The sequence below is a fragment of the Schaedlerella sp. genome (assembly GCF_056796775.1).
Map to the genome: position 1 here is coordinate 123,655 of NZ_JBQIKP010000001.1, position 13,664 is coordinate 137,318.

The 13,664-nt window shown below is 52.9% G+C and carries 9 protein-coding genes; 4 read left to right on the top strand and 5 right to left on the bottom strand.

The annotated features are described in order from the left end of the window. Nucleotides 1-40: 40 nt before the first annotated feature. On the bottom strand, nt 41-2,845 hold the full coding sequence (locus ACTOY7_RS00545; protein WP_482671077.1) for an NYN domain-containing protein: 2,805 nt from the start codon (nt 2,843-2,845) through the stop codon (nt 41-43). A 492-nt stretch (nt 2,846-3,337) separates the two neighbouring features. Here ACTOY7_RS00545 and ACTOY7_RS00550 point away from each other — a divergent pair, with 492 nt between their 5' ends. Continuing rightward, nucleotides 3,338-4,558, top strand: a complete 1,221-nt coding sequence (locus ACTOY7_RS00550; protein WP_482671078.1) for an argininosuccinate synthase — start codon at nt 3,338-3,340, stop codon at nt 4,556-4,558. Nucleotides 4,559-4,607: 49 nt separating this feature from the next. On the opposite strand, the gene ACTOY7_RS00555 is transcribed toward ACTOY7_RS00550, so the two are convergent. Continuing rightward, entirely contained in the window at nt 4,608-5,612 is a 1,005-nt protein-coding gene (locus tag ACTOY7_RS00555; protein ID WP_160281497.1) for a dipeptidase, read from the bottom strand. A gap of 265 nt (nt 5,613-5,877) precedes the next feature. On the opposite strand from ACTOY7_RS00555, the gene ACTOY7_RS00560 reads away from it, so the two are divergent. From ACTOY7_RS00560 to ACTOY7_RS00570, 3 genes are all read left to right on the top strand, one after another. Continuing rightward, the gene (locus tag ACTOY7_RS00560) at nt 5,878-6,600 is read left to right on the top strand and encodes a gamma-glutamyl-gamma-aminobutyrate hydrolase family protein (protein WP_160281471.1); all 723 of its coding nucleotides are present in this window, start codon (nt 5,878-5,880) and stop codon (nt 6,598-6,600) included. A 132-nt stretch (nt 6,601-6,732) separates the two neighbouring features. Then, the gene (locus tag ACTOY7_RS00565; protein ID WP_160281470.1) at nt 6,733-6,915 is read left to right on the top strand and encodes a hypothetical protein; all 183 of its coding nucleotides are present in this window, start codon (nt 6,733-6,735) and stop codon (nt 6,913-6,915) included. Between the two features lie 80 nt (nt 6,916-6,995). Then, nucleotides 6,996-7,253 carry a spore coat protein gene (locus ACTOY7_RS00570; protein ID WP_160281469.1) on the top strand — a complete coding sequence of 86 codons (258 nt, stop codon included), beginning with the start codon at nt 6,996-6,998 and terminating at the stop codon, nt 7,251-7,253. A 128-nt stretch (nt 7,254-7,381) separates the two neighbouring features. On the opposite strand, the gene ACTOY7_RS00575 is transcribed toward ACTOY7_RS00570, so the two are convergent. The 3 genes from ACTOY7_RS00575 to pyk all read right to left on the bottom strand — a co-directional run bounded on the left by ACTOY7_RS00575 (nt 7,382) and on the right by pyk (nt 13,536). Next, on the bottom strand, nt 7,382-11,140 hold the full coding sequence (locus ACTOY7_RS00575; protein WP_394684683.1) for a phosphoribosylformylglycinamidine synthase: 3,759 nt from the start codon (nt 11,138-11,140) through the stop codon (nt 7,382-7,384). Nucleotides 11,141-11,197: 57 nt separating this feature from the next. After that, the gene (locus ACTOY7_RS00580; protein ID WP_160281467.1) at nt 11,198-11,935 is read right to left on the bottom strand and encodes a TIGR01906 family membrane protein; all 738 of its coding nucleotides are present in this window, start codon (nt 11,933-11,935) and stop codon (nt 11,198-11,200) included. 164 nt (nt 11,936-12,099) lie between these two features. Then, nucleotides 12,100-13,536 (bottom strand): pyruvate kinase, encoded by a 1,437-nt coding sequence (gene pyk / locus ACTOY7_RS00585; protein ID WP_160281466.1) that lies wholly within the window; start codon nt 13,534-13,536, stop codon nt 12,100-12,102. Between the last annotated feature and the right edge of the window lie 128 nt (nt 13,537-13,664).

Below are 13,664 nucleotides of genomic sequence, written 5' to 3' on the forward strand. Positions count from 1 at the left end.
CTTCGCCTATGGGCAAGCCGCGCGATTCCTTATTCTCGCTTTATGTCTCCTTTTTTCCAAGCCGGACCTCTTCCATCTTCCTGGCAGTCCCCTCATCCAGCCAGTCAAACAGATAATTTCTGTCATGCCCCGGCCGGTTTAAGTACTCTTTCCGAAGCTCCCGGTTCACAAACTCCACCTCTTCCCGCAGCTCCTTGGCGGAAAGAAGGCTGCATCCCTGTCCCCGGATGATCACCTGCTCCGTGCCGTCCGAGGTAGCAACCGTCACATGATATTTTCTCCCGATCTCATGGGCCGTCTTCTCGATATACTGATCCGCGGTCTCCGCTTCCTTCGTATAGACCACATAAATATTATGGTACCGCTGAACCTCTCCCGGAAATCCTTCCAGCTTATAGGCGTCAAACACCAGGATCACCGTACATTTTTTTATCCCCTGGTAATTGGACAGAATGTCCATCAGCTTTCCTCTGGCCCCGTCGATGTTGATTTCCGCAAGCTCCCGAAGCTCTTCCCACGCAAAAATAATATTGTATCCGTCAACCAGCAGATATTCTTTTCGTTTCTCCGATTTCTTCTCCGCCGTCCTGTCTCTTTGCGTTCCCGGCGCATTTGTTTTCGAACAGGTAAATGTTTTTCCGGCATAAGAAACTTTTTTCTGTGCCTGCGCCGCCCTTCTCCTGGAAGCCTCGGCCATCCGGTCCAGCTCCCTCTCCTCCTCCGGGGACAGAGTATACTCCCTCACCGGCTGCCGTCTGGGAACCACCTCCACCTGCGCTCCTTCGGGCGCTTCTTTTTTCTGCAGTACGCTCTCCAGATGCATATGCTCCTCCACCTGGTCCCATGGTACCACAAATCCGGCTCCATGAGCACAAAAGACGGAGCCTGTCGGATTTTCCAGATCCCGCTCCGGATCGTATCCGATGTTCTCGATCACCTCTTCCGCATTGTGGCAGGGCAAATATCCTTTCAAACTGCAGGACAATCTTCCTCTGCCCTTCGTATAGGCGGCCAGCTCGGTCTGGTAATCTCGCATATTCACGACCGGAACCGCACCCTCCAGGACCGCCGTATCCCCATCCTGCTCCGGCGTGCCGAAGGTTCCATGCATCCGCTGAAGATCCGACAGGGCACGTCCCACCGTATCCCGGGGCACCTCCAGCCGGTAATCGTAATACGGCTCCAGTAAAATGCTCTGTGCCTTTTTGAGTCCCTGCCGCACCGCCCGGTAAGTGGCCTGGCGGAAATCCCCGCCCTCCGTATGCTTTAAATGAGCCCGTCCGGACGCCAATGTGATCCGTATATCCGTGATGGCCGAGCCGGTCAGCACGCCCACATGTTCCTTTTCTTCCAGATGGGTCAGGATCAGCCGCTGCCAGTTCCGATCCAGCACATCCTCGCTGCAGGCAGATGTGAACTGCAGGCCGCTCCCCGGCTCTCCCGATTCCAGCAGCAGATGCACCTCCGCATAGTGCCGCAGCGGTTCAAAATGCCCCACGCCTTCCGCCGTATCTGAGATTGTTTCTTTGTATACAATGTTTCCCGCCCCAAATTCCACCGATACATGGAACCGTTCCAGGATCAGGCGCTTCAAGATCTCAATCTGCACTTCCCCCATAAGCTGGGCATGGATCTCTCCCAGAGCTTCATTCCATACGATGTGCAGCAGAGGCTCCTCTTCTTCCAGCTGCCGGAGATGTCTCAGCATCACAGGAACGTCGCAGTCTGGCGGAAGCTGGATCTGGTAGGTCAAAACGGGCTCCAGAACGGGCATTCCCGACTCCGCCTCAATCCCTAAACCCTCCCCGGGAAATGTTTTCGTCAGCCCGGTCACGGCGCAGACCGTTCCCGCGCGGACCTCCTCCGCAGTCTCAAACTTCGCGCCGGAATAGATGCGGATCTGGTTCACCTTTTCCTCCCAGATGTCTTTTTCGCCCTCTGAGCCGTGGATCTCCGGATGCGCTTCTTTCGCCCTCTTCGCATTCTTTTCCTCGCCGGAAGCGTCTGCCCCTGCCATTCTCCGGTTGGTCAGCAAATCCTTCACCCGCAGCCTGCCTCCCGTAACTTTCAGGTAAGTCAGGCGGTTTCCCTGGTCGTCCCTGGATATTTTATAAACCTTTGCGCCGAACGCTTCCGGATAAGACCGGATGGGAGCATATCGAGAAAGTGCTTTTAAAAATGCCTCCACCCCGGACAGCTTCAATGCGGAGCCAAAAAAGCAGGGAAATAATTTTCTTTCTAAGATCAGCTTCCGAATCTCCCTGTCGGATACGGTTCCGGTTTCCAGAAACGCATCCAGTACCGATTCATCACACATGGCGATATTTTCAAAAAATGCTTCCGGGCAGCCGCTGAAATCCACGCAGTTTTCATCCAGCCTCTTTTTCAGCTCCTCCATCAGCTTCGCGGCGTCTGTTCCTTCCTGATCCATCTTATTGACAAACAAAAAGACCGGCACCTGGTATCTGGAAAGCAGGTGCCACAAGGTCTCCGTGTGGCCCTGTACGCCATCCGCCCCGCTGACCACCAGAACCGCCGCGTCCAATACCTGCAGGGTACGTTCCATCTCCGCGGAAAAATCCACATGCCCCGGGGTGTCCAGCAACGTCACCTCCAGATTCTCCACTGGAAAGACCGCCTGCTTGGAGAAGATCGTGATCCCTCTTTCCCGTTCCAGCTCGAAGGTATCCAAAAACGCGTTCTTATTGTCTACCCGCCCCAGCTTCCGTATGGCTCCGCTTGTATAAAGAAGCCCCTCTGACAGGGTCGTCTTCCCTGCGTCCACATGGGCCAGCAAGGCGATGCATATAGGTTTTTTTGGTCTATTTTCCGATGTTTCTTCCATCGAAAATGCCCCTTTCTATCGTTTATTGTAATACATACATTTTAAATCTTCTATCTCCTTTGAAAATAGCCGCTTTTCAGCGGCTATTTCTGTCCCACTTGGTAGGGAAACACCTATTTTGAGTCGTCCACTAAGCAGGACTACGCCCATTTCTTTTGCGTTTTCATTATACACATGTCAAGATAAAAATGTCAAGCGTTTTCACGCTATCCAGCTAGAATCTCATTCACTGGTCTGAAGTTTTATTTTATGCATTTTTATTGTATATGACGTATATTTATTCATCATCTTACACAAATTATGTATATTTTCATTTTTATTACATTTTCTCTTGCATAATTATAATTCGTGGTGTATAGTATTGGATGTTATTAAAAATTGTTACAGGTTCTATGTGCATCCTCCCGGCCAATCAATCGTGGTGATCGGCCGGAGTATGGCATGTAGCCCAAAATTCGCTTAAACGATAAAAAGGATCAGGAGGCAATCAACATGAGCAAAGAAAAAGTGGTACTGGCGTATTCCGGAGGTCTTGACACCACCGCGATCATCCCTTGGTTAAAGGAAAACTTCGATTATGAGGTCATCTGCTGCTGTATCGACTGCGGGCAGGGAGAGGAACTGGACGGACTGGAAGAGCGCGCGAAGCTGTCCGGCGCGTCCAAATTATATATCGAAAATATCATTGACGAATTCTGCGACGAGTACATCATGCCCTGTGTTAAGGCAGGCGCTGTTTACGAAAATAAATATCTGCTGGGAACCTCTATGGCCCGCCCGGTCATTGCAAAGCGTCTGGTAGAGATCGCGCGCAAGGAAAACGCGTCCGCCATCTGCCACGGTGCCACCGGCAAAGGAAATGACCAGATCCGTTTTGAACTGGGGATCAAGGCACTGGCTCCGGACCTCAAGATCATCGCTCCATGGCGTATGACCGATGTATGGACCATGCAGTCCCGGGAAGATGAGATCGAATACTGCAAGCAGCACGGGATCGACCTTCCCTTCGACGCAAAGCACAGCTACAGCCGTGACCGCAACCTGTGGCACATCAGCCACGAAGGACTGGAACTGGAAGACCCGGCAAATGAACCCAATTACGATGACCTGCTTGTCCTCGGCGTATCCCCGGAAAAAGCTCCGGATGAAGGCGAATATGTGACCATGGCCTTTGAAGCAGGTGTTCCGAAGAGCCTGAACGGAAAAGAAATGAAGGTATCCGAGATCATCACCGAGCTGAATGCCCTGGGCGGAAAGCACGGCATCGGAATCGTGGATATCGTGGAAAACCGTGTAGTAGGCATGAAGTCCCGGGGCGTCTATGAGACACCCGGCGGAACTATCCTTATGGAAGCGCATCAGCAGCTGGAAGAGCTGGTGCTTGACCGCGCCACCTATGAGACAAAGAAGGATCTGGGAAATAAATTCGCGCAGATCGTATACGAGGGAAAGTGGTTTACCCCTCTGCGGGAAGCGATCCAGGCATTCGTTGACGTGACACAGCAATATGTGACCGGAGAAGTGAAGTTCAAGCTGTACAAGGGCAACATCATCAAGGCAGGCGAGACCTCCCCCTATTCCTTATACAGCGAATCCCTTGCAAGCTTTACCACCGGCGACCTGTATGACCACCACGACGCAGACGGATTTATCAATCTGTTCGGACTTCCGCTGAAGGTCCGCGCAATGAAGATGCAGGAAGTGGAAAAATAAAACAATCTATCATGAAAAAGCTGCCGGTTCGGGTAGCTTTTTCGTATTTTCAGATTACTGCTTTCAGAACCCTGAGCGCGTTCCCGAACCAGATCTTATCCAGCTGCCGCTCCGTGATCCCCTGCTGTTTCATGGCTTCCCATACTCTCTCCATCTCTCCCGGCCCGGAAATATATCCTGTTACATCCCTGCACACAAACCCGTCAAAATCCGTCCCAATGGCAGGCAGATCCTCCCCTGCCGCCGCGATCATATGGGCCGCGTGTCTGGCAATGTCCTGTACCGTAACCTCCGAAACCTCCTCCCGCAGAAATACGGGATAAAAATTCAGTCCTGCCGCGCCCCCTTTTTCCGCCAATGCCCTCAGCATATCATCCGTCAGATTCCGGGGGACGCCGCACAGAGCGCGGGCATTGGAATGCGATGCTATGATCGGAGCCCTGCTGACCCGGATGCAGTCCCAGAATCCCCCGTCCGACAGGTGGGAGACATCCACCAGCATCCCCAGCGCATTCATCCGCTCCACTATTTCCAGGCCAAATGCTTTCAATCCCCGGTTCATCACCTCACCGTCCCGGCTGTTGGGATACCCCAGGCAGTTCTCATAATTCCATGTCAGCGTGATCAGGCGGATTCCCAGCCGGTACAGCTCCTCCAGCCGCTCCTGCTTCTCGTTTAACACACCGCCCTCTTCCACCGTGGCAACCGCGGTGATCCGATGCTGCCTGTCATTTTCCAGGATCTCATCATAGCTTTCGACAACCACAAGCCCTTCCTGCTCTTCCTTACGGATCCGCCGGATCATATCCAGCACCGCCTTGTATGCCCGGTCCCATGCTTCCGGCCCGATCTGCCGGTGTCTGCCGTTCCAGACAGGCTTCCCGTCCTCATATTCCTTTCCATCCGCAAAGCACGCGAAAAACTGAACCATAGTTCCGGCACGTTTCAGTGCTTCCATATGTACACACAACTGATTTTCTAACAGGGTTTCTTCATCACCCCTTTTCTGCAGCTCACTGATCGTATCACAGTGCAGATCAATCAACCTTTTCATCATCCTCCTGCTTCCTTTCCTGTTTCTATCCTGACCCGGACAAGCCGGAACCAGAATGCGCAAAATTTCATTATTAATTGCCTAAACAGCGTTCCAGCCGCCTTCCTTTATTTTATGCCGCCAAACGTAAAAATATCGTATCTGTGAAATTTCGAACCAGATACAACGTACTTGTTCCGAACCCTGCGTATATTTTTTTCAAAAACTACATACGCTGAAATACAAAATAATTCTATCAACCAGTATACCACAAAAAGGAGACCTTATGAAACCTAAAATCGGCGTGATCGTCTGCGGCTTTATTGAAAACAAACAGTTTGTGACCAATGCTTACATCCAGTCCGTCCGGTATTCCGGCGGTATCCCCCTGATCCTGCCCCTCATCCGCTCCGGCCCGGTCTTAAATGAATATGTCAGCCTCTGCGACGGCTTCCTGTTCTGCGGTGGAAATGACATCACGCCTCTGCTGTTCGGACAAGAGCCTCAAAAAGGAAACGGGCAGACCAATATTTCTCTGGATCTCTTCCAGATCCGGCTCATGAAAGAAGTCCTGAAGACCAATAAACCGGTATTTTCTATCTGCCGCGGGATGCAGGTATTCAACGTGGCCTGCGGGGGCACGATCTTCCAGGACATCTCCCTGCAGCCCGGAAAGCATCTCGACCACATGCAGCAGTCCGATACACGGAACGAGGTCAGTCACAAGATCCATGTGAAGCAGGGGACACAGCTCAAAAAATATGTAGGAAGCCTTTTATATGTGAACAGCTACCACCATCAGACCCTGGACCGGATCGGGAAGAATCTGGCCGTGTCCGCGACAGCTTCCGACCAGACGGTCGAGGCCGTTGAAATGCCTTCCCACCCCTTTGCCATTGGCGTCCAGTGGCATCCGGAATGCATGTACCGCAGCTCCGCCGAGATGCGGGAGCTGTTCGGAGGATTTATCTTATCTTCCACCCACAGCGGAAAAGCTTCTGCAAAATGACAAAAACTTTTTCTTTTGATATCATCAGAGCATGCGGCTCCCTAAAAAAATCTGCCACATACTTTTTGATATCGCGGACATACTATCTCCTGTAATCACGGAATATATTTTTATCAAAAGGAGGGTTTCAACATGTCCGATTTATCCGTACTTGATCTGCAGAACCTGCGCCATCTGATCGGCGGCTATGACACATCCCACTGTAAAATGACAGACTATGCATCCCAGGCCGAAGACCCGGAGATCAAAAAGCTGTTCCAGGATGCCGCGGATTCCGCCATGAAAAACAAGCAGGAGCTGATGAAATTTTTATAAAGATCACTGCTGTTTGAAATCAGAACAAATGACAGGCGATCACTTGCCGGGCAAGTGGTCTTATGAAGGAGGTAACCCACATGAATGAAAAGACAATGGTTTCCGACGCTCTGGTCGGAGTAAACGGGGAGCTGAAAACGTTCGGCGACATCATTCCCCAGACAGAAAACAAGGAACTCAAACAATGCCTGAAACAGATGCGCAGCCAGTGCGAGATGTCCCAGGAAAAGCTGTACCAGGCAGCACGGGAGAAGCATTATTATGTTCCCGCGGCCAAGGCCACAAGGGAAGAGATCGAGCACGTAAAGTCCATCCTGACCCAGCCCAGGATGAGCTAAACAGGCTGTCTGAACATGTGGTCTGTCGGCAGAACCATACGTTCCTGCCGACAGACATGCATTTTCAGACAGCCCTCTTCTTTTTCATATACGAAAATCGTCCGATCTTCTGTATTTTCATCCGGATCCTACCGGAAATACTCCACTCCGGATTCAAATATCTTCATATCCTGTTCACCGTAAATATTGACCGCCACAGACCTGTCTCTCCGCTCGGAATGCGCCATCTTGCCCAGCACCCTTCCGTCCGGGCTTGTGATCCCTTCGATTGCCAGATAAGATCCGTTGATATTCCACTCCTCGTCCATGCTGATCACACCCTCCGGATCGCAGTACTGTGTCGCCACCTGGCCGTTTTCAAACAGCTTCTCCAGCCATCCTGGATTTGCCACAAACCTGCCTTCCCCATGGGATGCCGGAATCGTATATACGCTGCCAAGCTGTGCCTGCGCAAGCCACGGAGACCGATTGCTCACCACCTTGGTATAGACCATTTTGGAAATGTGCCGTCCGATCGTGTTATAGGTCAGGGTGGGGGAATCCTCCGTCTGGCCGGCGATCTTTCCATAGGGCACCAGCCCCAGCTTGATCAGTGCCTGAAAACCGTTGCAGATTCCCAGCGCAAGACCGTCCCGGTCGCCTAGCAGTTTCTCCACCGCTTCCTTGATCTTCTCATTCATAAATGCGGTGGCAAAGAATTTTGCGGAGCCGTCCGGCTCATCCCCGGCACTGAATCCGCCCGGGAACATGATCATCTGGGACTGGCCGATAGCCTTCTCAAATTCTTCCACAGATTCCCGGATTCCTGCGGCATCCAGATTCCGGAACACTCTTGTGATCACCTTCGCGCCTGCGCGCTCAAATGCCTTCCTGCTGTCATATTCACAGTTGGTCCCCGGAAATACCGGAATAAATACCGTAGGCTGCCCGATTTTATGGGTACATACATGAACCTTTCCTGTGCCGTCATACAGCTTTTCTTCCAGTACTGTCTCTGCGGATGCCGCCGATTTCGTCGCAAACACCGGTTCCAATGTTCCTGTCCATGCCCGGATTGCCTCGTCCATGGAAATCTCCGTATTTCCATAAGAGAATCCATCTCCCCCGGTGACCTCACCGATGACCGTATAGGTGATCTGCAGATTGCCCACCTGGTCTGCCGGAACCTCTGCGATCAGATCGCCAAAGGCCGGAGCGAAGGCATCCCTTGGATCCAGGTTATGCTCGACTTTTACGCCCAGCTTATTTCCGAATGCCATCTTGCTGAGTGCCGCCAGGATTCCGTGGCGGTCCAGTGCATAGGCGGACAGGATCCTGCCGCCGCGGATATCCTCCGTAAACTTCCCGTACTGCTCCATCACCTGTCCATAGACCGGAAGATCGTAGGAGTCTCTCTCGATCCGCAGCCAGACCAGCTTATTTCCAGGGCTTTTCAGCTCCGGTGTGATCATGTCCCCTTCCACTGCCATATCCACCGCAAAGGACACCAGCGTCGGCGGCACATCAATATCCTGGAAAGTGCCGGACATGCTGTCCTTTCCTCCGATGGACGGCAGCCCGAAGCCAAGCTGTGCGTGATAAGCGCCAAGGAGGGCCGCAAAGGGCTGGCTCCACCGCTTCGGATCTTCTGTCATCCTGCGGAAATATTCCTGGAAGGTGAACCGGATCTTCCGGTGATCCCCGCCGGACGCCACGATCTTCGCAACGGATTCCGTCACCGCGTAGATCGCGCCGTGGTAAGGGCTCCAGCTGGACAGATAGGGATCAAAGCCATAGCTCATCATGGACACACTGTCCGTGGTTCCGTTCTGGACCGGCACCTTTGCCGCCATGGCCTGGGTCTCGGTCATCTGGTATTTTCCGCCATGGGGCATGAACACCGAAGCCGCGCCGATGGAACCGTCGAACATTTCCACCAGTCCTTTCTGGGAGCACACATTCAGGTCAGAGAGCATGGACAGCCATTTTTCCCGGACATCCGCCACGTCCTCCCGAACGAAGAGAGAGCCTTCCTTTCCCGGGATCTCCACTTCCACATCGGTCTCCTGATGAGCCCCGTTGGTGTCCAGAAACGCACGGGAAATATTGACGATCTCCTTTCCCCTCCAGATCAGAACCAGACGGGGAGACTCCGTCACCACAGCCACCTCGGTTGCCTCCAGGTTTTCTTCCCCTGCATAGGACAAGAACTGCTCCACATCCTTTGGATCGACCACCACAGCCATACGCTCCTGGGATTCGGAGATGGCGATCTCCGTCCCGTCCAGGCCCGCATATTTTTTCGGAACCTTATCCAGATCCACCCGCAGGCCTTCCGCCAGCTCCCCGATGGCAACCGACACACCGCCCGCGCCGAAATCATTGCACTTCTTGATCAGACGGCTGACCTCCTCCCTGCGGAAAAGGCGCTGGATCTTCCGCTCTGTCGGAGGATTTCCCTTCTGTACCTCCGCGCCGCAGGTCTCAATGGATTCCTCGGTGTGTACCTTGGAAGACCCAGTGGCGCCGCCGCAGCCGTCCCGCCCGGTCCGTCCGCCCAGAAGGATGATAATGTCTCCCGGATCTGATGTCTCCCGGATTACCGCGCGTCTGGGAGCCGCCCCCAGAACCGCACCGATTTCCATACGCTTCGCCACATAATTGGGATGATAGATCTCCTTTACTGTTCCTGTCGCCAGGCCGATCTGATTTCCGTAAGAACTGTATCCCTTCGCCGCCCCGCGGACCAGTTTTTTCTGAGGCAGCTTTCCTTTCAGGGTATCCTGGACCGGCACCGTAGGATCGGCCGCCCCGGTCACGCGCATGGCCTGGTATACATAGGTCCGTCCGGACAGCGGATCACGGATGGCGCCGCCCAGACAAGTGGCCGCGCCTCCGAAGGGCTCGATCTCCGTGGGATGGTTGTGCGTCTCATTTTTAAAATTGATGAGCCACTCCTCCTCCGCGCCGTCCACCTTGATGGGAACCACGATACTGCAGGCATTGATCTCGTCGGACTCCTCCTGATCCGCAAGCTTCCCTTCCTTTTTCAGCTTCCGCATGGCCATCAGCGCCAGATCCATCAGGCAGACAAACTTGTCCTCCCTGCCGGCAAAGATCTCACTGTGATCCTTTAAGTATTGTCTGTAGGTACTCTCGATCGGTTCCCTGTAATCCCCTTCGCCGAAGGACACATTCTTTAATTCCGTTGAGAACGTAGTATGGCGGCAGTGATCAGACCAGTAGGTATCCAGCACACGGATCTCCGTCATAGACGGATCCCGGTGCTCCTCCCCATGAAAATAATTCTGGATATGGAGGAAGTCCTGAAACGTCATGGCCAGTCCCAGAGAATCATACAATGCCTTAAGCTCTTCCTCCGGCATATCCTGGAATCCTTCAAAGATCTTCACATCCTCCGGCTCCTCGAATACCGCCACCAGCGTATCCGGCTTCTCCAGCCCGGTCTCCCGGGAATCCACCGGGTTGATGCAGTGGTTCTTGATGGCTGCAAATTCCTCTTCTGTCACCGTCCCCTGGATCACATAGGTGGTTGCCGTACGGATGACCGGCTTTTCATCTTCCTTGATAAACTGAATACACTGCTCCGCGGAATCCGCCCTCTGATCGAACTGTCCCGGAAGGAATTCTACGGAAAAGACTTTGTCCCCTTCCTGCACCGGAACCTCCTCCCGGTATAAGAGATCCACCGGAGGCTCTACAAATACGCCGCTGCACGCTTTCTCAAAAGAAGCATCGGAAACATTTTCCACATCATAGCGAATCAGCACCCGTACCCCTGTCACTGTCCCGATTCCAAGATAATGTCTGATCTCATGCCTCAACTCCTTCGCCTGTACGGCAAAGTCTGCCTTTTTCTCCACATATACCCGCTTTACATTACCCATATCAGTTCTCCTCCTTTAATTTAGAAATCCCATCTGCTCTGAACAGTTCCGGGAAATCTATCTGAGCCTTTCCTCTTCTGCCTTTTCCTCCCTGTTGCTGCCGCTTCCGGCCTTCCAGCTCCTGACCGAATATACGATGCTGAGGATCAGAAGCACGGTCAGTCCTGTCAGAAAAAATCCTCCGATCCGGATCACCATATCAAAAAACAGTCCTTCCGGAAGCATCCGGATCATATAATCTTCCGCGGGGTCAAAGATCCAGAGGTCATTGTCAAAAAAGATCTCGTGGAATTTCGTAAACACCGCATTGAAATTCCTCGCCATGGCAATTCCCAGAAACAGGATCAAAGCCGCCAGGATCCCCAGCACTACCTGAAAGCTTCGGGCCAAAGTCCTCCATATCTCCTTCCTGCATGCTGCCGCCAAAAATACAAGGGCTGCCGCAAGGACAGCGAACGCCCATCTTCGCAGGGCAAGGCCGCCGAGAAAGAGCCCCTGCACGTCATCCATGTGCAGGCGGTCCTGCTCATTGAAAAAATCCTGCTCTGTGCCTTCTACCGTAGTTACCACGCTCAAACGCTCTCTGTCCCCTTTCAGATATGCCATCATCTCCCGGGTCACATACATTGCGTCCTCCATCTCCATATCCAACTCCCGCAGCACCTGATATTTTATATATTCCCGCTCATAAACGCCGAAATCGGCATACATTGCCGCCTGAAAGCCGGAGATCAGCAGAATGACAACCACCGCAATGGAGGACGCTCCGCCTGCGATCCACCGCAGTCCCTTCATGTTTCACCTCATTTCATCCAAAAGCACTCCCGGAAACTGCCACAGTACAAAATGATACATTCTGCTTTGCGGCAATCCGCAGTCACCCCTGTAACACATGTGTCACATAAAATCCTCTGACTCCCCCGCCAAACGGGGAATTCAGAGGATTTTCCTACAGTTCCTTACTCTATCGTGGCAATCCGCATCATATTGCTCACCCCGCCGATCTCTTCCCGTACATTCGGTGACGGCATCCCTGCCGTAAGGACAACGATATCTCCCGTGTCCACAAATTGTTTTACCTGCGCAAGCTCAATAGCGCCGTTGCAGACATCATCCGTTGTGCTGAATTCCAGAGATTTCAGCGGAGTGACGCCCCAGTAAATGGACATCCTGCGGAGCGCCCGGTCACTGGGCGTTACGCCGAGGATTTCCTGCCGCGGTTTCATATTCGATACATACCGTGTGGTCGCGCCGGACACCGACGGCGTGATGATACATTTTGCATTCAGATTGGATGCCGCCAGCACGGAAGAATATCCGATTGCCGTGGACACACTGGATTTCAGATGATCGCCGGCCTGGGAGAGCAGTCTGTCATAATCCAGATGCTCCTCCGCGTTCTCCACGATATGGACCATCATCTTCAATGCCTCCAGCGGATACTTTCCTGCAGCCGTCTCACCAGACAGCATCACCGCAGCCGTGCCGTCATAGACCGCATTGGCCACATCCGTCACCTCCGCACGGGTGGGACGGGGATTGCGGATCATGGAATCCAGCATCTGGGTCGCCGTAATGACTGTCTTAAAATTACTGTTGCATTTCTGGATCAGCATCTTCTGCAGGTAGGGCAGCTCTTCCGCCGGAATCTCCACGCCCAGATCTCCTCTGGCTACCATGATCCCGTCCGCCGCGCGGATAATCTCGTCAATGTTGCGGATGCCTTCCGCATTCTCGATCTTGGCGATGATCGGGATATACTGCGCATGCAGGGATTTCAGGTATGCCTTGATCTCCAGGATGCATTCCGCGTTCCGTACAAAGGAAGCCGCGATAAAGTCAATGTCCTGCTCCACCCCGAACTTGATGTCTTCCTTGTCCTTTTCCGTAATGGCCGGGAGCCGTACCGGAACATTGGGTACATTGATCCCCTTGCGCTCACCCAGCTCGCCTCCGTTGATAATCCGGCACTGGATATCCTTACCGTCCTTTTTCACCACTTCCAGTTCGATCAGGCCGTCATCAATCAAGATCTTCTTCCCCCGATCCACATCCTCCGCCAGACCGTCATATGTGATGGATACCCTCTGCGCATCCCCCGCAACCTCTTCCGGAGTCAGCGTGATCATAGCCCCTGCCTCCAGTTTTACCTTTTTGCCGTCCTTTAATACACCGGTACGGATCTCTGGTCCCTTCGTATCGAGCAGGATCGCCGTATTGGCATGCTCCTCCTCCCGGATCAGCTTGAGCATGTCCATCCTTGCCTTCTGCTCCGGATGGGTGCCATGGGAAAAATTAAAACGTGCCACATCCATCCCGCCCCGGATGATACTGCGCAATACTTCTTTGTCGTCCGTACTCGGACCCATCGTACATACAATCTTTGTCTTTTTCATTTTTATATTCTCCCTTTATTTGTAACCAATTCGCACAGCAAATTAATTGCCTGCTGAATGTAACCACTTGCATAGCAAGTGATTGCGCGCCCGCCATCCGCGAAGCAGATTTTTAATGCGGGCAATTC

Bases quoted from the DNA above. Each gene is read 5' to 3' on its own strand.
- ACTOY7_RS00545 (WP_482671077.1), bottom strand. From the start codon at position 2,845: ATGGAAGAAACATCGGAAAATAGACCAAAAAAACCTATATGCATCGCC.
- ACTOY7_RS00550 (WP_482671078.1), top strand. From the start codon at position 3,338: ATGAGCAAAGAAAAAGTGGTACTGGCGTATTCCGGAGGTCTTGACACC.
- ACTOY7_RS00555 (WP_160281497.1), bottom strand. From the start codon at position 5,612: ATGAAAAGGTTGATTGATCTGCACTGTGATACGATCAGTGAGCTGCAG.
- ACTOY7_RS00560 (WP_160281471.1), top strand. From the start codon at position 5,878: ATGAAACCTAAAATCGGCGTGATCGTCTGCGGCTTTATTGAAAACAAA.
- ACTOY7_RS00565 (WP_160281470.1), top strand. From the start codon at position 6,733: ATGTCCGATTTATCCGTACTTGATCTGCAGAACCTGCGCCATCTGATC.
- ACTOY7_RS00570 (WP_160281469.1), top strand. From the start codon at position 6,996: ATGAATGAAAAGACAATGGTTTCCGACGCTCTGGTCGGAGTAAACGGG.
- ACTOY7_RS00575 (WP_394684683.1), bottom strand. From the start codon at position 11,140: ATGGGTAATGTAAAGCGGGTATATGTGGAGAAAAAGGCAGACTTTGCC.
- ACTOY7_RS00580 (WP_160281467.1), bottom strand. From the start codon at position 11,935: ATGAAGGGACTGCGGTGGATCGCAGGCGGAGCGTCCTCCATTGCGGTG.
- pyk (WP_160281466.1), bottom strand. From the start codon at position 13,536: ATGAAAAAGACAAAGATTGTATGTACGATGGGTCCGAGTACGGACGAC.